17 protein-coding genes are annotated in these 25277 nt (G+C 54.4%); 6 read left to right on the top strand and 11 right to left on the bottom strand.

Annotated elements, in window-relative coordinates:
- Genes napA through napF form a run of 3 tightly spaced genes read right to left on the bottom strand, consistent with a single transcriptional unit; the run spans nucleotide 1 to nucleotide 3228 of the window.
- Nucleotides 1–2487 carry a nitrate reductase catalytic subunit NapA gene (gene napA, locus OGY35_RS02870; protein ID WP_152403471.1) on the bottom strand — a complete coding sequence of 829 codons (2487 nt, stop codon included), beginning with the start codon at nucleotides 2485–2487 and terminating at the stop codon, nucleotides 1–3.
- Nucleotides 2484–2747 carry a chaperone NapD gene (gene napD, locus OGY35_RS02865; protein ID WP_042317904.1) on the bottom strand — a complete coding sequence of 88 codons (264 nt, stop codon included), beginning with the start codon at nucleotides 2745–2747 and terminating at the stop codon, nucleotides 2484–2486. Before napD ends, napA begins: the two co-directional genes overlap by 4 nt.
- Nucleotides 2737–3228, bottom strand: coding sequence for a ferredoxin-type protein NapF (gene napF / locus OGY35_RS02860; protein ID WP_152403469.1), 492 nt, complete (start codon nucleotides 3226–3228; stop codon nucleotides 2737–2739). The genes napD and napF overlap by 11 nt, the downstream gene beginning before the upstream one ends.
- 410 nt (nucleotides 3229–3638) lie before the next feature.
- Between napF and eco the strand changes: the two genes are divergently transcribed.
- A complete protein-coding gene (gene eco / locus OGY35_RS02855) occupies nucleotides 3639–4136 on the top strand; it encodes a serine protease inhibitor ecotin (RefSeq protein ID WP_286631386.1) in 498 nt (165 codons plus the stop codon).
- A 94-nt stretch (nucleotides 4137–4230) separates the two neighbouring features.
- On the opposite strand, the gene mqo is transcribed toward eco, so the two are convergent.
- Nucleotides 4231–5886 (bottom strand): malate dehydrogenase (quinone), encoded by a 1656-nt coding sequence (gene mqo / locus OGY35_RS02850; RefSeq protein WP_152403467.1) that lies wholly within the window; start codon nucleotides 5884–5886, stop codon nucleotides 4231–4233.
- 277 nt (nucleotides 5887–6163) lie between these two features.
- On the opposite strand from mqo, the gene OGY35_RS02845 reads away from it, so the two are divergent.
- A complete protein-coding gene (locus OGY35_RS02845; RefSeq protein WP_286631361.1) occupies nucleotides 6164–7411 on the top strand; it encodes a SulP family inorganic anion transporter in 1248 nt (415 codons plus the stop codon).
- On the opposite strand, the gene mgtE is transcribed toward OGY35_RS02845, so the two are convergent.
- From mgtE to OGY35_RS02815, 6 genes are all read right to left on the bottom strand, one after another.
- Nucleotides 7374–8810, bottom strand: coding sequence for a magnesium transporter (mgtE, locus tag OGY35_RS02840; protein ID WP_152403464.1), 1437 nt, complete (start codon nucleotides 8808–8810; stop codon nucleotides 7374–7376). The genes OGY35_RS02845 and mgtE overlap by 38 nt on opposite strands.
- A gap of 140 nt (nucleotides 8811–8950) precedes the next feature.
- Nucleotides 8951–10594: a multidrug ABC transporter permease/ATP-binding protein gene (locus OGY35_RS02835; protein WP_152403462.1), complete on the bottom strand. Its 1644-nt coding sequence runs from the start codon at nucleotides 10592–10594 to the stop codon at nucleotides 8951–8953.
- Nucleotides 10595–10669: 75 nt separating this feature from the next.
- Nucleotides 10670–11320, bottom strand: a complete 651-nt coding sequence (gene alkB, locus OGY35_RS02830; RefSeq protein WP_502872690.1) for a DNA oxidative demethylase AlkB — start codon at nucleotides 11318–11320, stop codon at nucleotides 10670–10672.
- The gene (ada, locus tag OGY35_RS02825; RefSeq protein WP_286631360.1) at nucleotides 11320–12384 is read right to left on the bottom strand and encodes a bifunctional DNA-binding transcriptional regulator/O6-methylguanine-DNA methyltransferase Ada; all 1065 of its coding nucleotides are present in this window, start codon (nucleotides 12382–12384) and stop codon (nucleotides 11320–11322) included. Before ada ends, alkB begins: the two co-directional genes overlap by 1 nt.
- An 83-nt stretch (nucleotides 12385–12467) precedes the next feature.
- Complete coding sequence (gene apbE, locus OGY35_RS02820) at nucleotides 12468–13523, bottom strand: FAD:protein FMN transferase ApbE (RefSeq protein ID WP_286631359.1); 1056 nt, start codon at nucleotides 13521–13523, stop codon at nucleotides 12468–12470.
- 115 nt (nucleotides 13524–13638) lie between these two features.
- On the bottom strand, nucleotides 13639–14769 hold the full coding sequence (locus OGY35_RS02815) for a porin OmpC (protein WP_284554185.1): 1131 nt from the start codon (nucleotides 14767–14769) through the stop codon (nucleotides 13639–13641).
- 740 nt (nucleotides 14770–15509) lie between these two features.
- Between OGY35_RS02815 and rcsD the strand changes: the two genes are divergently transcribed.
- Both rcsD and rcsB read left to right on the top strand, forming a co-directional pair.
- Nucleotides 15510–18179, top strand: a complete 2670-nt coding sequence (gene rcsD, locus OGY35_RS02810; RefSeq protein ID WP_152403452.1) for a phosphotransferase RcsD — start codon at nucleotides 15510–15512, stop codon at nucleotides 18177–18179.
- Nucleotides 18180–18194: 15 nt separating this feature from the next.
- Complete coding sequence (rcsB, locus tag OGY35_RS02805; protein WP_001061917.1) at nucleotides 18195–18845, top strand: response regulator transcription factor RcsB; 651 nt, start codon at nucleotides 18195–18197, stop codon at nucleotides 18843–18845.
- A gap of 112 nt (nucleotides 18846–18957) precedes the next feature.
- On the opposite strand, the gene rcsC is transcribed toward rcsB, so the two are convergent.
- Entirely contained in the window at nucleotides 18958–21804 is a 2847-nt protein-coding gene (gene rcsC / locus OGY35_RS02800; RefSeq protein ID WP_286631358.1) for a two-component system sensor histidine kinase RcsC, read from the bottom strand.
- 172 nt (nucleotides 21805–21976) lie between these two features.
- Between rcsC and atoS the strand changes: the two genes are divergently transcribed.
- Nucleotides 21977–23803, top strand: a complete 1827-nt coding sequence (gene atoS / locus OGY35_RS02795) for a two-component system sensor histidine kinase AtoS (RefSeq protein WP_286631357.1) — start codon at nucleotides 21977–21979, stop codon at nucleotides 23801–23803.
- Nucleotides 23800–25185, top strand: a complete 1386-nt coding sequence (atoC, locus tag OGY35_RS02790) for an acetoacetate metabolism transcriptional regulator AtoC (protein ID WP_286631356.1) — start codon at nucleotides 23800–23802, stop codon at nucleotides 25183–25185. The genes atoS and atoC overlap by 4 nt, the downstream gene beginning before the upstream one ends.
- Nucleotides 25186–25277 lie beyond the last annotated feature (92 nt).

Raw genomic sequence — 25277 nt, 5'->3', positions numbered from 1 at the left:
TTACACCTTCGCCAGTTTCACAGCGCACTTCTTGAAATCCGTCTCTTTAGAGAGCGGATCTGTCGCATCCAGCGTCAGGTTATTCACCAGCTGTGCGGCATCGAAGAACGCCATGTATACCAGCCCCTGCGGCGGACGGTTACGTCCACGGGTTTCAACAATGGAAACCACCTCGCCACGACGTGAAACCACTTTGACTTTATCGCCACGGCGCAGGTCCCGTTTTTTCGCATCCAGCGGATGAATAAACAGAACCCCTTCCGGGAAGGCGCGGTGCAGTTCAGGTACGCGGCGCGTCATACTGCCGGTATGCCAGTGCTCCAGTACACGTCCCGTGGAAAGCCACAGGTCGTACTCTGCATCCGGGACTTCAGCGGCAGGTTCAAACGGCAGCGCGAAAATCACCGCTTTACCGTCTGGCTTACCGTAGAACTTGTAGCCTTCGCCCGCTTTGACGTACGGATCGTTACCTTCGCTGTAGCGCCACTGCGTCTCTTTCCCGTCAACGACTGGCCAGCGCAGACCGCGCGCCTTGTGGTAGTCATCGAACGGTGCGAGATCGTGACCGTGTCCGCGACCAAACCAGGCGTACTCTTCAAACAATCCTTTTTGCAGGTAGAAGCCCAGATCGCGGGATTCATCGTTCAACTGATCCTCTTTCAGTTCCGTCAGCGGGAACTTGCTCACCGCAGGCGTGGCAAACAGTACGTCATACAGCGTTTTACCGCGCAGTTCCGGTTTCTGTGCCAGCAGCTCTTCAGGCCAGACCTCTTCCGTTTTGAAACGACGTGAGAACTGAACCAGTTGCCACAGGTCAGATTTTGATTCACCCGGTGCTTTAATCTGCTGGCGCCAGAACTGGGTACGGCGCTCGGCGTTACCGTAAGCCCCTTCCTTCTCCACCCACATCGCGGTTGGCAGGATCAGATCCGCTGCCAGCGCGCTGACGGTCGGGTACGGATCGGAGACAATGATAAAGTTGCGCGGATCGCGCCAGCCCGGCAGACGATCTTCATTGATGTTCGGACCCGCCTGCATATTGTTGGTACACATCGTCCAGTAGACGTTCAGCTTGCCGTCTTTCAGTGCCCGGTCCTGGGCAACCGCGTGAAGACCGATTTTCGCCGGAATAGTCCCAGCCGGGATATTCCAGTGTTTTTCGCAGATCTCACGGTGTTTTTCGTTGGTGACCACCATGTCCGCTGGCAGACGGTGAGCAAAGGTGCCCACTTCACGCGCAGTACCACAGGCAGAAGGCTGTCCGGTCAAAGAGAACGGCCCACAGCCCGGTTGCGCAATTTTGCCGGTCAGCAGGTGGATGTTGTAGATCAGGTTGTTGGCCCACACGCCGCGCGTATGCTGGTTGAAGCCCATTGTCCAGTAGGAGATGACCTTCTTGTTCGGGTCGGCATACAGCTTCGCCAGTTGTTCCAGTTGATCTTTTGGCACGCTGGTCATTTCAGCGGTTTTTTCCAGCGTGTACTCGGCAACAAACGCTTTGTAATCTTCAAAGCTCATCGGCTCGGAGGCGTCAGAACCTGGGTTTTTCGCTGCTTTTTCCAGCGGATGGGTCGGACGCAGGCCATAGCCGATATCCGTTGCCCCTTTGCGGACGTTAACGTGCTTGCTGAAGAAGTCCTGGTTAATCGCGTTATTCTGAATGATGTAGTTGGCGATGTAGTTGAGGATCACCAGGTCAGACTGCGGCGTAAAGACCATCCCGTTGTCCGCCAGCTCAAAGCTACGGTGCTGGAAAGTGGACAGCACGGAAACGTTAACATTCGGATCGGAGAGACGACGGTTGGTGATGCGCGACCAGAGGATCGGGTGCATTTCCGCCATATTGGCACCCCACAGGACAAACGCATCGGTATGCTCGATATCGTCGTAGCAGCCCATCGGTTCGTCCATACCAAAGGTTCGCATGAAGCCGACTACCGCTGATGCCATGCAGTGACGTGCGTTTGGGTCGAGGTTGTTCGAGCGGAAACCGGCTTTAAACAGTTTGGAGGCGGCATAACCTTCCCAGATGGTCCACTGGCCGGAACCAAACATGCCGACAGACTCCGGGCCTTTCTCTTTCAGTGAGGTTTTGAATTTCTCTTCCATCACGTCGAAAGCCTGCTCCCAACCGATCGGCGTAAATTCGCCGTCTTTGCTGTACTTACCGTCTTTCATACGCAGCAGCGGCTGCGTTAAACGGTCCTCTCCGTACATAATTTTGGGCAGGAAATAGCCCTTGATGCAGTTCAGACCACGGTTAACCGGGGCTTCCGGGTCGCCCTGACAGGCGACAATACGCCCCTGTTGCGTCCCGACCAGTACGCCACAGCCTGTGCCACAAAAACGGCACGGGGCTTTATCCCACTTGATGGCTTCCTGTTGACCGACAACTGCACGGGCAACGCCCGGCACGCTTAGCCCGGCAGCCGCCGCAGCGGCCGCAACGGCGTTAGCTTTCATAAAGCTACGACGACTGAGTTTCATGGTGTTTCCTCACCTTGTTCTTCCTGCTGGTGATAAACCAGCGACACCGCCAGTACGCCCGCAACGTTGCGTACCGACTCAATTGTTTGCATCAGCGTTTCGCTGTGTTCTGCTTCAACCACGGCAATCATCTGACCGCTTTGCGGGTCGCTTACCGCCACTTCGCAGCCCGGCAATGCGTTTAACTGCGTGCTGATATCCTGTACATGTTCGCCTTTGGCCTGAACAATCAGGCTGCAGACCTGCCAGTTAATGTGCATGGTTATACTCCGCGGTAATGGCTGACACCGGGCAACTGGCGACACACGCGCCGCATCCGTTACAGTTCTGGTTATTGAGTTGTGGTTGATAAATGCCGGACAGCGTTGGGCGAAACATAATCGCCTGCGGCTCACAACTATCCTGACAGCGGCGGCACTCTACGGACTGATACGCCAGACACGCTTGCCCAATGGTAAAAATCAGATCCCATGCCCTGGTGTGGCGCGGAGAAAAGAGAGATTCGGGGCAAGCCTGCGCGCAGGCGTAGCAGAAGGTGCATTCGCTTTGTTGGAAATTAACGTTTGGATAGCCACCCGGCCCACGCTGCAAAACATCGTGTTCACAAGCCTGAATACAGGCGTCGCAACGGGTACACTGGGACAGAAACTGAGAGGCTTCCATGCTCCACGGCGGACGGATCCCACGGTTAGCATTACGCCAACTGCCAGTCAGTATGCCTCGACGGGATAAATCAACCATGGCATCGCCCTTCCATAAACGACGCTCCCCCGGCTGGGTGAACGACAATAAAAACCGCGTTACTACTAAGTCATTATTATGATCGGTAAGATAGTAAAGGATGTGTTCCAGGTGCATACCCCAATTGGGGTAAAACCAGTGGTTGGATCAAAAGAGTGTTAATGAAGCTTGTCAGAATGTGCTTCTCCGCACATATCAAAGGGTTATGTAATTATTTATATATCGAAATAACTATCAGGATAATTGCCCGATCTAAACGGTCATTAACAGAATAAATAACCAGACTAAAGACATGTACTCAGTTAATGCACTTAAAAAATACGTAAAGACAGATCAATAACTCTGGTGAATATGCTAACCTGCCGTGAAATCGTTCATAAGATAAAAAAGGAAAACCTGTGAACTCTAAAATGAAGACAATGGTCCCTGCCGTTTTGTTCGCTGCCTTCGCCAGCACCTCTGCATGGGCGGCATCCGCTGAGACTAACCCGCAACCGCTGGAAAAAATCGCCCCTTATCCGCAGGCGGAAAAAGGGATGAAGCGCCAGGTTATCCAGTTACCCCATCAGGAAGATGAATCTACTCTGAAAGTGGAACTGATGATCGGCCAGACGCTGGAGGTCGACTGCAACCAGCATCGTCTGGGCGGCGCACTGGAAAGCAAAACGCTGGAAGGTTGGGGTTATGACTACTACGTCTTCGACAAAGTCACCTCTCCGGTATCGACCATGATGGCCTGCCCGGACGGCAAAAAAGAGCAGAAGTTTGTCACCGCGTATCTGGGTGATAACGGGATGCTGCGTTACAACAGCAAGTTGCCGATCGTGGTGTATACCCCGGCAAATATCGATGTGAAATTCCGCATCTGGAAAGCGGAAGATAACGTGCAGAACGCGGTAACGCGATAAATAGCTAATGATGCCGGATAGCGACGTACCGCCTTATCCGGCCTACAGGAACGTGATGTAGGCCGGAAAAGCGCAGCGCCATCCGGCAATCGGGTTACAGTGCGATATCCGCGACGGCTTTACGCTCCGGCTGAGCCTGAGGTTTCAGTTGCGGTGTGGGCAGCGAGTCTGCCACCTGCTGCTTGTCATATTTCAGACCCAGCACCTCACTGGTATATTGCAGTTCCTGCTGCGTCGCCTCAACGTTGCCGTTCAGTTTTGTACCGTAAGACGGAATAATCGTTTTCAGCTTCGCCTGCCATTGCGGCGTGCTCACTTTATCTTTGAAGACCGTTTCCATCAGGTGGAGCATGATCGGTGCCGCAGTGGATGCGCCCGGTGACGCTCCCAGCAGCGCGGCAACGGTTCCTTCTTTGTCGCTCACCACTTCCGTTCCCAGACGCAGTACGCCCCCTTTGTCTTCATCACGCTTGATGATCTGTACGCGCTGACCCGCCTGCCACAAACGCCAGTCCGCTTTCTTCGCCTGCGGATAGTACGCTTTCAGCGCGTCAAAGCGGTCGTCATCACTCAGCATCACCTGGCTAATCAGGTATTTCACCAGATCGAAGTTATCCAGTCCCACATTGACCATCGGCATGAAGTTCGAAGGCGTGGTTGAACTCAGCAGATCCCACAGTGAACCGTTTTTCAGGAATTTAGTGGAGAAGGTAGCGAACGGCCCAAACAGCACCACGCGTTTACCGTCCAGAATACGGGTATCGATATGCGGAACCGACATCGGCGGCGCGCCCACGGAAGCCTGACCGTACACTTTCGCCAGATGACGATTCACAACGTCCGGGTTTTCCGCGACCAGGAACTGACCGCCGACCGGGAAGCCAGCATACTCTTTGGCTTCAGGAATACCGGTCTCCTGCAGCAGTTTCAGCGCTGCGCCGCCTGCGCCGATAAAGACGAATTTGGCTTTGATGTTATGTTCCGCTTCGCCGTTTTTCAGATCGGCGACGGTCACCGTCCAGCTGTTATCGTCGTTACGTTTAAAACCGCGGACTTCGGTGCTTAACTCCAGCGTAAAGTTGGGCTTTTTCTGTAACGAGGCTATCAACTGGCGCGTGATTTCGCCGTAGTTCACATCCGTTCCCATTTCAGTTCGCGTGGCGGCGACCTTCTGTTTCGGATCGCGCCCTTCCATCACCAGCGGCGCCCACTCTTTGATTTGCGCGTGGTCTTCAGAGTAGCGCATGCCGCGGAACAGCGTGCTCTGTTGCAGCGCCGCATAACGGGCGCGCAGGAAGTTAACGTTCTCATCCCCCCAGACGAAGCTCATGTGCGGAACGGTGGTGATGAAGGCGCGAGGGTCGTGCAACACGCCGCTGTTGACCTGATGCGCCCAGAACTGGCGGGAAATCTGGAAGGCTTCGTTAATTTCAACTGCCTTTTCGGTGCTGATACTCCCGTCGGCTTTCTTTGGTGTGTAGTTCAACTCCATCAGCGCGGAGTGCCCTGTACCGGCGTTGTTCCAGCCGTTTGAACTCTCTTGCGCGACACCGTCCAGGCGCTCCACCATGGTCATCGACCAGCCGGGTTCCAGTTCCTGTAAATACGTTCCCAATGTAGCGCTCATGATGCCGCCGCCGATCAACAGTACGTCCGTCTCCTGCTCTTCCGTCGCTTTCGCTTTTGCCGCCATCGAGACAGCATTCAGCCCTACGGCCATCGAGAAGAGCATGGCAGTCACTTTTTTCATATTGTTAATGCCTTACTTTTAGTATCGTTTTTTTGCTTTTTGCAGGTGAAAATCGAGCGGCATCAACGTTAACATTTCAGTAAAAATATTTAAATATTGTTTATAAATTATATTTAAATTTTATAAAAGTTAAAAATACGTTGAATCTTTATAGGGTTATTCGCAATATTTTCTGGAAACAGACGCTCCAGAAAGGTACTATGCGGCGCTTTATTATTCACCGCACGGACGCCTGCTGGTCTGCTGTTATCAGGCCCCTTCCGACCTGAGAGTAAATATGTCTGTAACCCCTTCGTCTCCTGCTCTGGCTGAGGAACACACCGTCAGTGGCGTCCTTCGCGCCCCACGTCTGCTGATACGCGAAACGCTGGCGGGAGTCATTACCGCGCTGGCGCTGATCCCTGAAGTGATTTCCTTTTCGGTGATTGCTGGCGTTGACCCGAAAGTCAGTCTGATCGCCTCGGTGGTCCTCTGTCTTGCCATGTCTTTCATGGGCGGTCGTCCCGCGATGGTCTCAGCGGCCGCCGGTTCCGTTGCGCTGGTGATTGGTCCGATGGTGCATCAGCATGGCGTACAGTACATCCTGCCGGCGGTGGTGCTGGCCGGACTCATTCAGATTCTGTTTGGCGTCACCGGGATGGCGCGGCTGATGCGTTTTATTCCCACCGCCGTCATGACCGGTTTTGTGAACGCCCTCGGTATTCTGATTTTCTTCGCCCAGGTTCCCCATTTCTGGAGCACAAGCCCACTCATCTGGGGGCTATTTACCTTAACGCTGCTGATTGTGCTGTGGGTGCCGCGGGTGATTAAAAGCATTCCTGCGCCACTGATTGCCATTGTCTTGCTGACGCTGTTTACCGCAACCACCGGGCAATTGCTGCCAACCGTCGGCGATGAAGGTTCAATGCGTGGTGGCCTACCGGCACTGACGCAACTGTTGGTACCGCTGAATCTGCACACGCTGGCGATTATCTGGCCCTGCGCACTGAGTATCGCCTTCGTAGGCCTGATGGAGTCGCTGTTGACGGCGAAACTGGTTGATGACCTGACGGTCACGCCGTCAAATAAAAATCGTGAAAGCGCGGGTCTGGGATTGGCCAACATTCTGGCGGGTTTTTACGGCGGCATTGCCGGCTGCGCGATGATCGGGCAGACCATCGTTAACGTGGAGATGGGGAAAGGCCGCAGCCGCGTGTCGACAATCGCCGCCGGGCTGGTTTTACTGCTGCTGGTGACCGCGCTGAGCGACGTGATGGCCAAAATCCCGATGTCGGTTCTGGCCGGGATCATGGTGATTGTGGCGGTGAAAACGTTCAGTTGGCACAGCATCCAGCCCACTACCCTGACGACACTGCCCGTGGTGGAAACGCTGGTGATGGTCATTACCGTTGGCGCAACGGTCTCCACCGGCAACCTGGCGATTGGCGTGGTTGCCGGAGTGGTGGCTATGGGATTACTGCCCCGCGTCGTAACGCGTAAACGACGCGCTACATCAGAAACAGCGTCGCCAGCCCAAGAAAAATAAAGAACCCGCCGGTATCGGTAATCGCGGTGATCATTACGCTCGAACCGACCGCCGGGTCGCGCCCGAGCTTCACCATCGTCATCGGGATGATCACCCCCATTAGCGCCGCCATTAACAGGTTCAGCATCATTGCCAGGGTCATCACCCCGCCGAGCGCCATGTCGTCGTACAGCCACCAGGTGATCCCACCCATGATCCCGCCCCAGACAAGGCCATTCACCAACGCCACGCCCATCTCGCGCAGAATAAGAAACGTCAGGTTACCCGGCTGAATGTTTTGTAACGCCAGCGCCCGGACAATCATGGTGATGGTCTGATTACCGGTATTCCCGCCGATCCCGGCGACAATGGGCATCAGCGACGCCAGCGCCACCAGCTGCGAAATGGTGTGCTCAAAGCCATCAATCACGCGCGAGGCGATGAACGCGGTACACAAGTTGATAGCCAGCCACGCCCAGCGCGTTTTCACCGCTTTAGGCACGGGCGCAAAAACGTCCTCTTCCGCGCTCAACCCGCCCATCCGACGCAGATCGGTGTCCGTTTCTTCATACACCACGTCGACTATCTCGTCGATCGTCAGGCGCCCCATCAGTTTGCCGGAAGGATCAACCACCGCGGCGCTGACCAGGTTGTCACGTTCGAAGGTACGCGCCGCGTTTTCCGCTTTGTCTTCCGGGGCGAAGGTCAGCGGATCGTCATCCATCACCTCGCTGACTTTGCGCTGCACGTCGTTGAGCAAAATACAGGTCAGGGTAAGCTCCCCGACCAGCGTTTTGTCGCGGCGGGTGACAAACAGTTTATCGGTGTTTTCCGGCATCTTGCCCAGACGACGCAGATAGCGCTGTACGACTTCCAGCGTCACGTCCGGGCGAACGGTAATGACCTCGAACTCCATAATCGCACCGACGCGATTCTTTTCGTAATGCATGACCTGGCGCACGCGGGCCCGTTCTTCGGGTGGCAGCGTCGCCAGTAACCGGCCAGTGAGGTTACGCGGCAGGTGTTGAACCAGGTAAATCTGTTCGTCGATGTCGAGGTATTGCAGCGCCTCGAGCAACTCCCGGTCGGTCATTTCGTCGATCAGGTCGTCCCAGACGTTTTCTGAGGCTTCGAGCAGCACGTAGCCGCGCTTTTCGCTTGCGATCAGCCGCCAGAGGGCGTGACGCTCTTCCGACGGGAGCGCTTCCAGAGTATCCGCGAGATCGGGCGGCGGAAGATGGTCGACCAGCGCGCCTACCTCAGCAATATCGTCGGATAACGTTCCGACATCATATTGCTCAGCCAGGGTGAGCTTGCCTAACAGGGTGGAAACGATGGCTTTGTCGGTGGTGAGCAGCCAGATCAGCCGCGCACGCTCTTCATCGCGCAGCCTTGCGCTGTTTTTGTGTTTTGCGAACATTAATCATAAATCCATGATATGAGATGCCATTAAGCATGGCGCGAGGTTATGTAAATAACAATAAACGGGGGCGTCAGATGGATAAAAAAAGAACCGATGTCCCGAAAAGCGTTGCGCCATCGGGACAATGGTCAGATAGCTCAGGCCGTGCGCGCGACCGCATCGCGTGATGCAGCGTCACGCTCATCACCCACCAGTTCACTCACCTGTCCGTTGCGCATTTCCAGCAGACGGTCGGCGTGAATAAAATAGTGGTCGTCGTGGCTGATGGCAAAAATGGTTTTCCCCATCTCCTGCATCAACGGCAGCAGCACCTGGTAAAACTCGCGGCGGAAGTGCGGATCCTGATCGGCCGCCCACTCGTCGAGCAGAATAATGTCGCGATCTTCCGCCAGCGCCAGCAGCAGCGCCACGCGCTTTTTCTGCCCCTTCGACAGTTTCAGATTCAGGATCCGGCCATCGCTCAGTTCCAGCTTGTGCGCCATTTTCAGGTGCTCAAGCCACTTTTCAACCAGTGCAGGATCGGCCGGTTTACCTTCCGGTCCCAGCAGTTGGTCAAACAGCCAGACGTCGGTAAACACCGCCGAAAAGAGCTTACGATAATCTTCCGGCTTTTCGGCACTGACAGGCTTACCGTCCAGCAGAATCTCCCCGGACTGTGGCTGATATAGCCCCGTCAGCAGCATCGCCAGCGTCGATTTACCGCTGCCGTTGCCGCCGATTAAAAACAGCAATTCACCGCGGTTAATCGTCAGATTCACCGGACCTACGGAGAACGCGTTGTCCTGATAGTGGAACATGACGTTACGCAGTTCGAGGGTTTTCCATCCCGGGAAGGCCTGCGGGCGCGGGAACTCAGCCTTAAATGGCGCCAGCGCGAATTTGTTCAGCTTGTTGAAAGCGACCTGCGCCGTCAGCAGCGTGGGTAATGCCCCCACCGCCGACAGCAGCGGTGTACGCAGGAACAGCAGCGTCAACGAGTAGGTTGCCGCGACGTTGGTATCCGCCCAGCCGAGGCTATTTGCCATCCAGAACACCAGGCCAATCGCGCCGAGCATCATGATATTCGACCAGTTTACGGCACTGAGGTGGAAGGTATCGGCGCGAATAATATGGTGGCGATACGCTTTGGCATCCGGAATATAGAGGTGGGTGAAGATATGCTCCGCGCGCTCACGGTTGAGCGTCAGCTCTTTGCGCCCTTCCAGCACCGTCTGATAATCGTTATACAGCTTATCCTCGGTTTCGCGCAGCGTCGCCATATGCCGATAAACCCGCGATACCAGCATAAAACCGCCCCAGATGGTAATGATCATCCAGATAGCCGTGACCAGCAGCATTTTGGTCGACAGCATCGCCAGATACGCCGCCGAGCCGACGGTCAGGATGATCCCCTGAACCAGTTCAGGCAGACGGACAAAGGCAATGGTGATGTTGCGCACGTCGCTGGTCAACCCGGCCAGCAGAGAGGCGCTGCCCAGTTGCTCAATACGTTCAACGTGCGTATCGAGAATACGTTTGATGAATTCACTGCGCAGACGGAAGACAAAGTGGTGTCCCAGCGTGGTGAGCGCCAGCTGTGAGCCCAGCGTCACCGCCATCAACAGCAACAGCAATCCCAGAAATTCCGGTAAAACCAGCAGAGAGGGATCCGCGGTCTCAATAAGACGCTGGTTGATAAAGGCGATAAGACCAATCCCCAGCGCCGCGCTGACGAGGCTGAGCGCCATCACGCTAATAAATGGCCAGCGATACTGCCGCCAGACAAGAAGAAGTAGTTCCATTCATACAACCCGGACAAGGAATAACAGCCCGCAGTTTAAACATCTCAACGCGTTCAGCAATAATAATTCTTATTTTTATTCTTTTTTACCCGCCTGGCGAAAAGTCAGATTGTAACGACAATCGGCGGTCATCGGATGGAACCCGGCCTTCAACGGCTGAATCCCGTGGTAAAACAGACGTGATTCCCCTCCCCAGACCACCACGTCACCGTGTTCCAGCAGAATGCGCGTCAGCGGATCGCTACGTTTCAGACCGCCAAACTGAAAGACAGCCGGTAAGCCCAGCGAGACAGAGACGATTGGCGCGCGCAGATCCGGCTCGTCTTTATCCTGATGCAAGGAAAGCTTTGCGCCAGGCACATAGCGGTTGATCAGGCAGGCGTCCGGCTGATAATCCGCATAGCCCGCCGCCGTTGCCGCCTGCTGACTCAGACGCAGGAAGGACGGTGGGAAGTCGGGCCAGGCGAGTCCCGTCAACGGATCGACAGGCGAATAGAGGTAGCCGTGGCTGTCGGTCGTCCAGCCCAGCCGTCCACAGTTAGTCATCGCCACCGACATCGTGTAGCCGCCGGGGGTGATCATCTGGCGAAACGGCGAGCAGTGGGCGACCGTCTCAATCTCCTGTACCAGTTGCGGCGCCGCGCGGAAGGCAAAGCGGCGCAAAATGACAGCGCCGGGTGCCAGCGGTTCCTGCCAGGGCTGCGAATCGGCAAACAGATCGAGCATTATGTTCCCTCATCAGGCGATTCACGCCGCAGGATCTGCGCCTTGCGCGACACGCCCCAACGATAACCGGAAAGCGAACCATCACCCCGGACAACGCGGTGACAGGGGATCACGATCGCCAGTTTGTTCGCGCCGCAGGCGCTGGCGACCGCACGAACCGCTTTCGGCTTGCCGATCGCTTTTGCCAGTTGCTGATAGCTGACGGTCGCCCCGTAAGGAATCGTGCGCAGCGCCTGCCAGACCTGCTGTTGAAACGCGGTGCCCTGAATATCCAGCGGCAACGTCAGCGCCGCGTCGCGCCCGTCAATACTGGCAATAACGCGGTGGATGCGCTGCTGAAAATGGGCGTCGGCAGGGTGACCCTGAGCGGCCGGGAACAAGGTCTGCAGTTCAGCAATCAGCGCCGCATCGTCATCCCCTAACAAGATGGCGCAAATCCCCCGCTCGCTTTCCGCTACCAGGCAGCGTCCGAGTGAGCAATCGGCCAGCGCATAGTGCACGGCCAGTTTGTCACCGCCGCGGCGGAACTGTTTTGCCGTCATCCCAAGCGCTGCATCGGCGTTGCGATAGTAGCTGCTGCTGTCAGGAAAACCGGCATTCAGAATCGCCTGGGTCACGCTTTCGCCGTGACTCAGGGCGTCGCGCAGGCGGCGGGCGCGATACGATTGCTGCCAGGCTTTTGGCGTCATCCCGGTTGTGGCTTTGAACAAACGATGCAGATGATACGGGCTCATCGCCACCTTCTCAGCCAGAACATTGAGCGTTATTGAGCTCTCCTGCTCCAGAAGCTGACAGGCATGCGTGATTTTATCCAGCCGGTGCTGCTGGGCGTTGGCTTTATCCGGCTGACAGCGTTTACACGGGCGAAACCCAGCCATCAGCGCGGCCTGCGCATCGGGAAAGAAGCGGACATTTTTACGCAGCGCATGTTTTGCCGTACACGATGGTCGACAAAAGATCCCGGTCGTTTGCACGGCAAAAACAAACTGACCGTCAGCGTCAGAATCGCGTTCTAACACCGACTGCCAGCGCTGATCGTCATTTACGCGTTGATAATTTTTCATTCTGGACTCCTTCGTTAAGCATAGTGCCTGCTTAGCTGCAGTGTGTCCGAAACCCGTCACTCGAAAACCCGCAATCTTGCTTTTTAATTTTGTTCACGGATGAGGAAGCTTTCAAATTGTGGCGACATCCAGGTTTTGAATCCCTCCCCCTCTTTGATGATCATATACACCGCCAGTCCTTCCTGGCGTACGACCTCTTTGGCTTTCTCCGTGCCGAGCACCATCAGCCCGGTATCCCAGCCATCCGCCTCCAGCGCCGTTGGCGCAATCACCGTCACCGACACCAGATTGTGCTCAATGGGACGACCCGTTTGCGGATCGATAACATGGGTGAGGCGTTTGCCGTTCAGCTCGTAATAGTTGCGGTAACTGCCGGAGGTACTGATGCCGTGTCCGTTAATATCCACCACCGCCTGAACCGCATTCTCGCGATCGGTGGGTTTCTGGATCGCCACCCGCCACGGATGCCCTTCGGCGTTCATCCCACGACTGTTCAGCGCCCCGCCGACCGAAACCAGATAGCGGGCGATACCTTCCCGCTCCATCAACTGTGCCAGGTGATCGGCAGCGTAACCTTCACCGACGGTGGAGAGATCGACAAACAAATCCGGCAGATCTTTTTGCAGATACTGCTGTTTCGCCTGGTTGATCACCGTCAGGTGCTGCAACCCGCTGTTGGCTTTTGCCGCATCAATTTGCGCCTGCGTCGGGATCTGGACCGGCTGCTTGTCGGGACCAAATCCCCACAAATTCACCAATGGCCCGACGGTGATGTCCATCGCGCCCTGCGTTTTTTGCCCAATACGCAGCGCTGAGGTCACAATATCCGCCATCGCTTCGCTGACAGGCCAGGGAGAAAGGCTTTTCGACAGGTTGAAGCGCATCAGCGCCGAATCATTTTTATAGGTTGAGAGCAGTTGGTCGTCGGCATCCAGTTGCGTCTGAATTTTCGTTTGTAGCGCCGCTGACGCGTTAGCATCAATACCGACCACACTCACGCGCCAGAAGGTGCCCATCGTTTTCCCTTCCAGCACTACCGGAGCCGTCGCTGGCGTTTGCGCCGCGTCCGGCGCGTTATCGCACCCGGTAAAAAAGAGTGTCATCGCCAGTAAGGCCACGCGAGCAATGTTCATTTCCATACGTGATTGTTCTCCTGCAAAAGAGGCGCAAGAGTACACCAAAAACCGCCGGTTGTGCGTCGTAGAACCGCACAAAAAAAGGCCCCGCAGGGCCTTTTATCGACATTAAGCAAACTTAGAACTGGTAAACCAGGCCCAGTGCAACGATGTCGTCGGTGCTGATACCGGCATCACGAGTGAAGCTGTTGTCATCCAGCAGGTTGATTTTGTAATCAACGTAGGTGGACATGTTTTTGTTGAAGTAGTAGGTTGCGCCAACATCAACATATTTCAGCAGATCTTCATCGTCGTAGTTACGACCGTTGAGAGTCCCCAGGTTTTTACCTTTGGACTGCAGGTAAGCAACGGACGGACGCAGACCGAAGTCGAACTGGTACTGAGCAACCACTTCGAAGTTCTGCGCTTTGTTTGCCCACCCTTCACCGCCTACGCGCGTTGCGTTGTAGGTCTGGGTGTACTGTGCTGCCAGATAAACGTTGTTAGCGTCGTATTTCAGGCCGCCGGTGTAGGTTTCAGCGCGATCGCCGTTACCAAGATAAATCGCTTTGTTCTGCTCATCAGTACGTTTGGAGCTGCTCACTGCCGCACCCAGACCGAAACCTTCACCGATGTCATAAGTCACGGAACCGCCGACACCGTCGCCGTTCTGACGCAGCGCTCCACGACCGTTGTTAGTCACGCCAGTGTAAGCTAAGCCATCAGCACCTTCGCCTGACGGGCTGCCGTTTTTACCCTGATACTGCAGGGCAAAGTTCAGGCCATCAACCAGACCGAAGAAATCAGCGTTACGGTAAGTTGCAAAGCCGTTACCACGCTGCTGCATGAAGTTGTCAGAACCGTAGGTGTCGCCACCGAATTCTGGCAGGACGTCGGTCCAGGACGTTACGTCATAAACTACGCCGTAGTTACGACCGTAGTCGAAAGAACCTGCATCGCCGAATTTCAGACCCGCGAATGCAACACGAGTCCAGGAGTTGTTTTCGGATTCAGGTGCGTTACCCTGGATCTGATACTCCCACTGGCCGTAACCGGTGATCTGATCGTTAACCTGAGTTTCGCCTTTGAAGCCGATACGCATATAGGTCTGATCGCCATCAAGACTCTTGTCATCGGAGAAATAATGCAGACCGTCGACTTTACCGAACAGGTCTAATTTGTTGCCGTCTTTGTTGTAAATTTCAGCCGCATTTGCTGCGCCTGCTACCAGCAGTGCTGGTACCAGGAGGGACAGTACTTTAACTTTCATGTTATTAACCCTCTGTTATATGCCTTTATTTGCTTTTTTATGCCACTGCATACTGATTAACCCTCATTAACCAGTCGGCAAGTTCATTCTCCTCAAAATTGCAGAATAATCCAACACGAATATGATACTAAAACTTTTAAGATGTTTCATTTATCCACATAGGTGTTTCAAAATGTAAATATGAGGGAACTTTTTTTTTGCTTCAAAAAGACAAAAAATAAGCACAATCACTCAAGAAATATAAAAATAACAATAAAAACAATAAATTAATTAAATAAATTTCATAGCACTGAATGACAAAACAAAATCGTCGCGCATCACTAAAATATCTCTCGCTATCATCATTAACTTTATTTATTACCGTCATTCATTTCTGAATGTCTGTTTACCCCTATTTCAACCGGATGCGATGCGTCCGGTTTTTTTTTACCCTTCTTTACACTTATTTTCTCTTTATGTGCTACCGCACAAAAATAATAACAACTATTAACTATTTACCTTCATTCAGTCACTGACTGATATCAGAAACCGATTTCTTGTTATTTCGTGCTATTTGTCATCACGCGTCGGGTCATATTTGTACGTAGCAGGCGGGGCTGTACACTTTTACGTCATCTAACCGATGAATTCTTTTTAGCAAAAAATGCAGAACATCAATGAGTAGAGAATGTGGAAATTCACACCGTACCCTTTATACTGCCCTTTCACCTTCGGCGTTGTTTTACAGGTCATAACCACGAATGAGTCAGTCTGATACAACGGCTACGTCCCGATTCTCCCTTCTGCCGGGAAGCATTACCCGTTTCTTTTTATTGCTGATCATTGTGTTGCTGGTAACGATGGGCGTGATGGTGCAAAGCGCGGTTAACGCATGGCTAAAAGATAAGAGCTATCAAATCGTCGATATCACACATGCTATCCATAAGCGTGTCGATACCTGGCGTTACGCGACCTGGCAAATCTATGACAACATCGCGGCGACCACGAATCCATCGAGCAGCGAAGGATTGCAGGAAACGCGCCTGAAACAGGACGTTTACTATCTCGAAAAACCGCGTCGTAAAACCGAAGCGCTGATCTTTGGCTCGCATGACAGTTCAACGCTGGAAATGACACAGCGCATCTCGACCTACCTCGACACGCTGTGGGGTGCCGAAACGGTGCCGTGGTCCATGTATTATCTCAACGGGCAGGACAACAGTCTGACCCTCATCTCGACGCTGCCGTTGAAAGACCTCTCTTCGGGATTTAAAGAGTCAACCATTGGCAGCATTGTCGACTCACGCCGGGCCGAGATGCTTCAGCAGGCCAATGCGCTGGACGAGCGGGAAAGCTTTTCATCGCTGCGTCGTCTGGCCTGGCAAAACGGCCACTACTTTACCCTGCGGACCACCTTTAACCAGCCGGGGCATCTGGCGACCGTTGTCGCATTTGATCTGCCCATCAATGACTTAATTCCCCCCGGCATGCCGCTGGACAGCTTCCGCCTAGAGCCTGACACCACGCCAGTCAGCACACGCAACGCGGATAAAGAATCACCAGACAGCGTAAGCATCAGCTTTAACAGTTCGAAAATTGAAATCTCTTCGGCGCTGAACTCGACGGGAATGCGGCTGGTCTGGCAGGTGCCGTTCGGTACGCTGTTGCTCGATACGCTGCAAAACATCCTGTTACCGCTGTTGCTGAATATTGGCCTGCTGGCCCTCGCGCTGTTTGGCTATACCACCTTTCGTAACCAGCCGGGGCGCACAACCGAAGTCGCGCCGAATACCGCAGCCAATAATGAGCTACGTATTCTGCGTGCGATTAATGAAGAAATTGTCTCCCTGCTGCCGCTGGGTCTGCTGGTGCATGACCAGGAGGCGAACCGCACGGTGATGAGTAACAAAATTGCCGACCATCTGTTGCCGCATCTGAATCTGCAAAACATCACCAGTATGGCGGAACAGCATCAGGGTGTGATCCAGGCAACCGTCAATAATGAGCTGTATGAAATACGCCTGTTCCGCAGCCAGGTCGCTCCGCGCACCCAGATCTTTATTATCCGTGACCAGGATCGTGAAGTGCTGGTGAACAAAAAGCTCAAACAGGCGCAGCGGTTGTACGAAAAAAATCAGCAGGGCCGCACCGCCTTTATGCAAAACATCAGCGAGGCGTTAAAAGACCCGGTCAAAAAGCTGGCGGCGGAGGTTGCGCAGGTGCAAACGTCTGATGCACAGCAACTGGCGAATCATGCCGATGTATTGATCCGCATGATCGATGAAATTCAACTGGCGAACATGCTGGAAAGCGACGCCTGGAAGAGCGAGCCGACCCTCTTCTCGGTTCAGGCGCTGATTGACGAAGTCGTACCGGAAGTGCTGCCGGCCATGAAGCGCAAAGGGCTGCAACTGCTCATCAACAACCATCTGAAGGCCAACGACGAGCGGCGTGGCGATCGCGATGCGCTGCGACGGATCTTACTGTTGTTGATGCAGTACGCGGTGACGACCACCCAGATTGGTAAAATCACGCTTGAGGTGAGTCAGGATGAGTCGGTGGCGGAGCGCCTGACTTTCCGCATTCTGGATACCGGTGAAGGCGTGACGTTAAGCGAAATCGACAACCTGCATTTCCCGTTCATCAGCGAGACGCAGAAAGATCGTTACGGCAAAGCCAATCCGCTGGCCTTCTGGCTATGCGATCAGTTGGCACGTAAACTCGGTGGGCATTTGAACATAAAAGCGCGAGATGCGCTGGGTACACGCTATACAGTCCATGTTAAAATGACTCCGCTCGACCAGCATAGAGAAGACGAAGAGCGTCTGCTGGATGATGTCAGCGTCATGATCGACGTGACCTCTAACGAGGTTCGCAACATTGTGCTTCGTCAGTTGGAAAACTGGGGGGCGACCTGCATCACCCCGGATGAGAGACTCATAAGTCAAGAATATGATCTCTTTTTAACTGATAATCCGTCTAATCTTACTGCCTCCGGCTTGCTTTTAAGCGATGATGAGTCAGGCGTGCGGAAAATAGGCCCAGGCCAGCTTCGCGTCAACTTTAATATGAGCAACGCTATGCAGGAAGCTGTACTACAACTAATTGAAGAGCAACTGGCGCAGGAAGCGATCCCGGAATCCCCTCTGGGAGGTGATGAAAACGCCGAACTTCATGCCAGCGGTTATTACGCACTATTTGTAGACACAGTACCGGATGATGTTAAGAGGTTGTATACTGAGGCAGCAATCAGCGATTTTGCTGCGCTAGCCCAAACGGCTCACCGCCTGAAAGGCGTGTTTGCCATGCTAAATCTGGTACCCGGCAAGCAGTTATGTGAAACGCTGGAACATCTGATTCGCGAGAAAGATGCTCCAGGAATAGAAAAATACATCAGCGACATTGACGCCTACGTCAAGAGCTTGCTGTAGCAAGGTAGCCTTTACATGAACAATATGAACGTAATTATTGCCGATGACCATCCGATTGTACTGTTCGGTATTCGCAAATCACTTGAGCAAATCGAGTGGGTGAATGTTGTTGGCGAATTTGAAGACTCCACAGCACTGATCAACAACCTGCCAAAATTAGATGCGCACGTGTTGATTACCGATCTCTCCATGCCGGGCGACAAGTACGGCGATGGGATCACTCTGATCAAATATATCAAGCGCCATTTTCCGAGCCTGTCGATCATTGTTCTGACCATGAACAATAACCCGGCAATCCTGAGCGCGGTTCTTGATCTCGACATCGAAGGGATTGTCCTGAAACAGGGCGCGCCGACCGATCTGCCGAAAGCGCTCGCGGCGCTGCAAAAAGGCAAAAAGTTCACCCCGGAAAGCGTCTCTCGCCTGCTGGAAAAAATCAGTGCGGGCGGCTACGGCGACAAACGTCTCTCTCCGAAAGAGAGTGAAGTCCTGCGTCTGTTTGCCGAGGGTTTCCTGGTCACTGAAATCGCCAAGAAACTGAACCGCAGTATCAAAACCATCAGCAGCCAGAAGAAATCAGCCATGATGAAACTGGGCGTTGAGAACGATATCGCACTGCTGAACTATCTTTCTTCCGTGACCCTGAGCCCGGCAGACAAAGACTAATTTCTCTTTCCGTTGCAAAATGCCTGATGGCGCTCCGCTTATCAGGCCTACTCATTACGGAAAACATCCCCGTTCTGTAGGCCGGATAAGGCAAAGCCGCCATCCGGTATTTTTAACCCCGTGTTTTCCTGACCCGCTCCGCATACACCGCCAGCGTCTGCTTGAGAATGTCCAGCGTGACCGGCTTCGACAGACAGCTGTCCATTCCCGACTCCAGACAGCGCTGCTTCTCTTCGGCTAAAGCGTTTGCCGTCACCCCGACCACCGGTAGCGTCAGCCCCAACTGACGAATACGCTGCGTCAGACGATAGCCGTCCATATTCGGCATGTTGACGTCGCTCAGCACGATATCGATGTGGTTTTTGCTCAGCACGTTCAGGGCATCCACGCCGTCATTCGCGGTCTTGCACTGATACCCCAGCGAACCCAACTGATCGGCCAACAGGCGACGGTTGATGGGATGATCGTCAACCACCAGGATCATCATGTCATCATTGGTGGCCGCCGCTTTTTCCGGGGCCGGTAACGCGGAAGAGAGCTCGTCATCGTCGAGTTCAATACTGTAGATCCGGGCCAGCAGCGCCGGCAGTTCATGCGGCGACGCGACGCTGTGAACCCATTCCCCCGGCACCCTTTCCAGCGGAATGCCAATGTGACGGCGACAGAAAATAACCGCCGCACGCCCCTGCCAGGGCTGTTCCAGCTCATCGTCAGCGATCAATACATCGTCACTCGCCGGAGGTTGGCCTTCATAACGCATCACTTCGACGCCGTTGCGCGTCAGGCTGTTTTCAATAAATTGACACAGCGAGGCATTACGCACCGCCAGCCAACAGCGTGTTCTGGCGAGTCCATCGAGACCTTTTTTCGCCGGATACTGCGCGCCATACAGCGGAATACGCACCGTAAACTGGCTACCCATCCCCGGTTCAGAATCGACCGAAATGTCGCCGTCCATCATGCTGATCAGCTTTTCGCAAATCGCCAGTCCCAGCCCCGTCCCCTGGAAATTGCGCTGCACGCCGGTACCGACCTGGAAAAACGGGTCGAACAGGCGCACCACCTCTTTCGCCGGGATCCCTACGCCGGTATCCCGCACCCGAATACTGAGGTAATCATCGTCACGGCTAACATGCAGTACGATGCAGCCAATGTCGGTGAATTTAATCGCATTACTGAGCAGGTTAGAAATCACCTGTTGCAGGCGCATCGGATCGCCATTGAGGGCAACCGGCACATTCGGTTCGATAAAGCAGTACAACCCTATCTGCTTGCGCACCACCAGCGGCAAATAGTTCGCCGTAATGTGGCTCATCACCTCGCGCGGTGAGAATTCACGCGGCTCAATTTTCAACTGCTCAGATTCAATTTTCGAGAAGTCGAGAATGTCGCTGATGATTTTCAGCAGCAGACTGGAAGAGTTATTCATCGCCGTCACCAGACGATCGACCCCTTTGGGTAACGCTTTGGTTTGCAGCAGATCGAGGTTACCGATGATGCCATACAGCGGGGTACGCAGCTCGTGGCTGACGGTCGCCAGGAACATCGATTTCGACTGACTCGCCTGCTCAGCTGCCTGAGCCATCTCCTGCAACGACTCCTCCATTTTGACGCGGGCGGAGACATCCACCAGCACACAGATCGCCACGTTCTCATTGCGATAGCGGGAATGGACGAAGCTAATCTGCAGGTTGGTGTTATTACTGGTCAGCACATCGACAAAGTTCACCTGCTGTCCGCAGATGATTTGCGTCAGCCTCTGTCGGTCCTCATGGGTGAGCATGTTCAGATACGTGTGCGCCAGCTCATTACTGAGAATGTTAATACCGTCAACGGTGCGCAGAATGCAGATCCCGACCGGCGCGGAAGCGACAATCTTACGGTTAAACTGCTCATGCTCTTCCAGACGCTGGGCGTCGCTTTCCGCCGGAATAAAGATCCGCCGTTCGTACATCCGCGCGAGAGTAAACAGCGCCGCGCCCACCAGCACGTTCAGCAGAATAGCATTCAGAATCAGCATCCGGATCCGTTCCAGCACCAGATCAACCGGGACGGAATAGACAATGCTCAGCGAGGACGGCGGCAGGTTTTTCTTCAGCACCAGTTCACGAAAGCCCGGCGTATAGCCAAACCAGGAACGCTCCTGCATCCAGCGAGGCTCCGCCTTAATGGTGCCTTCCGGTCCGGTCAGTGAAATCAGCGCATGACCATTTTCATCCAGAATGGTCACCCCCATCGGCAGGCTGCCCGGCGTAAAGAAATTTTCCATCCGAATGGACTGCTCAACGCCTAACAGCGCCTGCAGACGGTTTGCCAGATAGACCGGCGTCAGCGCGTAGAAATACCCGATCCCCGGACGCGGCCCCTGCCCTACCCAGTAAAGATTGCTTCCGGACTCATCCTGCGGCGCATTGCGGTACTTCATAATCCGCTCGTGCAGCGTTTTCAGCGCGTTATCGCGCTCGACGGGCATATCGCGCAGGCCGAAATTCGCCATGCAGAGATTATCGCTACCAATGAGAAATACGCGATTCAGGTCGTAGGCGGCAGAGAAGTTGTCGCGCCAGTAGCGCATGAACCACGCCAGCGACTCCAGCGATCCGCGCCATGCATTGCCCATTGCCGCACAGTCTGAATCAGCAAACAGCGGCTGAAAGGTCGGAACCACGGTTTTATCGTCACGCGCCCGCGAAGTCAGCACGCCGTTCTCCGCCGTCAGGCGATTCTCAGCGATATACTTGAGCTCTTTCATCACATCCGCCGTGCGCTGAATATAGCGCTGGGCCTGATCGGAACTGAGATTAAACTCCTGGCGAATCTCTGATTCCCGCTGATGCAGGGCGTTCACGATGTAGAACACCGAGGCAAAGGCAATGAGCAGCCAAATCAACAGCGCCAACGCTCTGAACAGGTAGCGCGAGATTTTCAGTGTCGTGCGAAAGGAAGCAAGGTATTTCAAAAGGGCGAAGCTCCGCCTCAGGCGATAAATGGAGTGTGGTTAAGGTAGCGGTAAATGCGCGGCGTCGCAATGCCCGCGCCTCCGTTTGCGGGAATATGATACACCGCTGAGAAACCATTGCCGCAACCATCGATAATCATCATTTGCCGTACAGAGCCACAGGGATGCCAGCATGCGCTTTTTGAGAGGGTTATACCCGCGACGCTTACGCAATCAAATGATACTGATGGCGATCCTGATGGTCATCGTGCCGACGCTGTCGATCGGTTATATCGTAGAAACCGAAGGCCGGTCAGCAGTCTTATCCGAAAAAGAGAAAAAATTATCTGCCGTCGTACACCTGCTCGATCAGGCGCTCGGCGAACGCTTTGACGATTTTACGACGCTGCCACGGGAGGAGCGGATCCGGGCGCTGAATGCCGAACTCGGCCCCATCACCGAACAGATAACCCTGGCGTTTCCGGGCATTGGCGCGGGCTACTATAACAAAGCGCTGGATGCGATTGTGACCTACGCCCCTTCCGCGCTGTATCAAAATAACGTCGGCGTGACGATTGCCGCCGATCACCCCGGACGTGAAGTGATGCGCAGCAATGCCCCGGTGGTCTTTTCCGGTCGCCAGGTGCGTGGCGATATTCTCAACTCGATGATCCCCATCACCCGGGACGGTAACGTGATGGGTTACATCTGGGCAAATGAGCTGACGGAAGATATTCAGCGTCAGGCCTGGAGGATGGACGTGCGCATCATTGCGGTACTGGCGGCGGGCCTGCTCTGTAGCCTGTTACTGATTGTGCTGTTTTCCCGACGTCTTGGCGCGAATATCGACATTATCACGGACGGTCTGTCGACGCTGGCGCAGAAAACGCCGGCACAACTTCCCAATCTCCCCGGCGAACTGGGGCAAATCAGCCGCAGCGTCAACGCCCTGGCGCAAACGCTGCGTGAAACCAAAACCCTGAACGACCTGATCATTGAAAACGCCGCCGACGGCGTGATTGCTATCGACAGACAGGGCGATGTCACCACCATGAACCCCGCAGCGGAAATGATTACCGGCTACACGCTGAATGAACTGGTCGGTCAGCCTTATGCCACTCTGTTTTCCGACCCTCATTTTGCCAGCCCGGTTCTCGATACCCTGGCACACGGTACAGAACATCTGGCACAAGAAGTCAGTTTTCCGGCGCGCGATCGCACCATCGAACTCAGCGTCACCACCAGCCGCATTCATAACCCCAATGGTGGATTGATCGGCGCACTGGTGATTTTTTCCGACCTGACCGCTCGCAAAGAAACACAGCGTCGCCTGGCCCAGACGGAGAGACTTGCCACGCTGGGTGAACTGATGGCCGGGGTGGCGCATGAGGTACGTAATCCGCTTACCGCCATCCGCGGCTATGTGCAGATCATCCGTCAGCAAACCAGCCTGCCGGTACATCAGGAATATCTGTCCGTGGTACTGAAAGAAATTGATTCCATCAACAGAGTCATTCAGCAGTTGCTGGATTTCTCCCGCCCACGACAAAGCCAGTGGCAGCAAGTGCTGCTTAATTCGTTGATCGAAGAGACGCTGATTCTGGTGCAAACCTCTGGTGTACAGGCGCGGATCGCGTTCAACGTCGAACAGGATAAAGGATTACCTGCCATCGTTGCCGATCGCGAACTGTTGAAACAGGTGATCCTCAATATTCTGATTAATGCCGTACAGGCCATCAACGCGCGCGGCGAAATTCGCATTCGCACCTGGCAATATTCAGCCACGCAACAAGCCGTGACGATTGAAGACAACGGCTGTGGGATCGATATCGCGCTACAGAAAAAGATCTTTGACCCCTTTTTCACCACCAAAGCCTCAGGAACGGGGCTTGGACTCGCGCTCAGCCAGCGCATCATCAATGCCCATCAGGGCGATATTCGCGTCACCAGCATGCCCGGATGCGGCGCGACATTTACCCTCATTTTGCCCATTAACCCGCAGGGAAATTTGTCAGTATGAAAACCCGCTATCGTATCCTCATCGTGGATGACGAAGACAACGTTCGTCGCATGCTCACTACCGCATTCTCGCTACAGGGGCATGAAACGCACTGCGCCAGTAACGGTGAGGAAGCCTTGCAGCGCTTTGTCGACACACCGCCGGATGTGGTGCTGATGGATATCCGTATGCCGGAAATGAACGGGATTGATGCACTGAAAGTCATGCGCACCCGGCAGCCGCGCATCCCCGTGATCCTGATGACCGCTTACGCCGAAGTCGAAACCGCCGTCGAAGCGTTGCGCAGCGGCGCGTTTGACTACGTGATCAAACCCTTCGATCTCGATGAACTCAATTTACTGATCCAACGCGCACTGCAATTGCAGGCGATGAAACAGGAGATCCGCAGCCTGCATCAGGCGCTGAGCACCAGTTGGCAGTGGGGGCATATTCTGACCAACAGTCCACGGATGATGGATATCTGCAAAGACACGGCAAAAATTGCCCTGTCGCAGGCCAACGTCTTGATCAGTGGCGAAAGCGGCACCGGTAAAGAGCTGATTGCACGCGCCATTCACTACAACTCGCGCCGGGCAAACGGGCCGTTTATCAAAATCAACTGTGCCGCGCTGCCGGAGTCACTGCTGGAAAGCGAGCTGTTTGGTCATGAAAAAGGCGCCTTCACCGGGGCACAGACTCAGCGTCAGGGACTGTTTGAACGCGCCCATCAGGGAACGCTGCTGCTCGATGAAATTGGCGAAATGCCGCTGGTACTGCAGGCGAAGCTACTGCGCATCCTGCAGGAAAGAGAGTTCGAACGCGTGGGCGGACACCAGACCATTCAGGTAGATATCCGTATCGTTGCCGCCACCAACCGGGATCTCCCTGCAATGGTAAAAGAAGGCGCCTTCCGTGAAGACCTGTTTTACCGTCTGAACGTCATTCATCTGCAACTTCCCCCGCTGCGTGAACGACGGGAAGATATTGCGCTACTCGCTAACCACTTCTTACAGAAATTCAGTTCGGAAAATCAGCGCGATATTATTGAAATCGATCCTGCGGCCATGTCGATGCTTACCACCTGGCCCTGGCCCGGCAACATTCGGGAGTTGTCTAACGTCATTGAGCGGGCGGTCGTGATGAATACCGGGGCGGTTATTTTTGCTGAAGATCTGCCCGCCCCGCTCCGCCAGCCGGTGAGTGGTAGCAGCGAGATAAAAGCCACGCAGCCCGGTGAACGCAATCTGAAAGAAGAGATAAAACGTGAAGAGAAGCGAATTATTATCGAGGTGCTCGAGCAGCATGAAGGCAACCGCACCCGCGCCGCGCTGATGTTAGGTATCAGTCGACGCGCTCTGATGTACAAACTGCAGGAATACGGTATCGATACGGCCGGGTTGTAGCACCAGAATCTGCTATGCAGAATTTTGCACAGTGCGCAAAATTCTGCATAGCCTCCGCGCGGTAAGTCCACTGCACACAAACAAATAACTTT

Origin of the sequence: Citrobacter sp. Ct235 (assembly GCF_030332305.1) — a bacterium.
Taxonomy (GTDB): domain Bacteria; phylum Pseudomonadota; class Gammaproteobacteria; order Enterobacterales; family Enterobacteriaceae; genus Citrobacter_A; species Citrobacter_A telavivensis.
The sequence above is the reverse complement of the archived record's forward strand: the minus strand, read 5'-3'. Positions and strand labels throughout refer to the sequence as shown.

What these genes read in the sequence shown, in the direction of transcription:
- napA (WP_152403471.1), bottom strand. Translation starts at nt 2,487, where the DNA reads ATGAAACTCAGTCGTCGTAGCTTTATGAAAGCTAACGCCGTTGCGGCC.
- napD (WP_042317904.1), bottom strand. Translation starts at nt 2,747, where the DNA reads ATGCACATTAACTGGCAGGTCTGCAGCCTGATTGTTCAGGCCAAAGGC.
- napF (WP_152403469.1), bottom strand. Translation starts at nt 3,228, where the DNA reads ATGGTTGATTTATCCCGTCGAGGCATACTGACTGGCAGTTGGCGTAAT.
- eco (WP_286631386.1), top strand. Translation starts at nt 3,639, where the DNA reads ATGAAGACAATGGTCCCTGCCGTTTTGTTCGCTGCCTTCGCCAGCACC.
- mqo (WP_152403467.1), bottom strand. Translation starts at nt 5,886, where the DNA reads ATGAAAAAAGTGACTGCCATGCTCTTCTCGATGGCCGTAGGGCTGAAT.
- OGY35_RS02845 (WP_286631361.1), top strand. Translation starts at nt 6,164, where the DNA reads ATGTCTGTAACCCCTTCGTCTCCTGCTCTGGCTGAGGAACACACCGTC.
- mgtE (WP_152403464.1), bottom strand. Translation starts at nt 8,810, where the DNA reads ATGTTCGCAAAACACAAAAACAGCGCAAGGCTGCGCGATGAAGAGCGT.
- OGY35_RS02835 (WP_152403462.1), bottom strand. Translation starts at nt 10,594, where the DNA reads ATGGAACTACTTCTTCTTGTCTGGCGGCAGTATCGCTGGCCATTTATT.
- alkB (WP_502872690.1), bottom strand. Translation starts at nt 11,320, where the DNA reads ATGCTCGATCTGTTTGCCGATTCGCAGCCCTGGCAGGAACCGCTGGCA.
- ada (WP_286631360.1), bottom strand. Translation starts at nt 12,384, where the DNA reads ATGAAAAATTATCAACGCGTAAATGACGATCAGCGCTGGCAGTCGGTG.
- apbE (WP_286631359.1), bottom strand. Translation starts at nt 13,523, where the DNA reads ATGGAAATGAACATTGCTCGCGTGGCCTTACTGGCGATGACACTCTTT.
- OGY35_RS02815 (WP_284554185.1), bottom strand. Translation starts at nt 14,769, where the DNA reads ATGAAAGTTAAAGTACTGTCCCTCCTGGTACCAGCACTGCTGGTAGCA.
- rcsD (WP_152403452.1), top strand. Translation starts at nt 15,510, where the DNA reads ATGAGTCAGTCTGATACAACGGCTACGTCCCGATTCTCCCTTCTGCCG.
- rcsB (WP_001061917.1), top strand. Translation starts at nt 18,195, where the DNA reads ATGAACAATATGAACGTAATTATTGCCGATGACCATCCGATTGTACTG.
- atoS (WP_286631357.1), top strand. Translation starts at nt 21,977, where the DNA reads ATGCGCTTTTTGAGAGGGTTATACCCGCGACGCTTACGCAATCAAATG.
- atoC (WP_286631356.1), top strand. Translation starts at nt 23,800, where the DNA reads ATGAAAACCCGCTATCGTATCCTCATCGTGGATGACGAAGACAACGTT.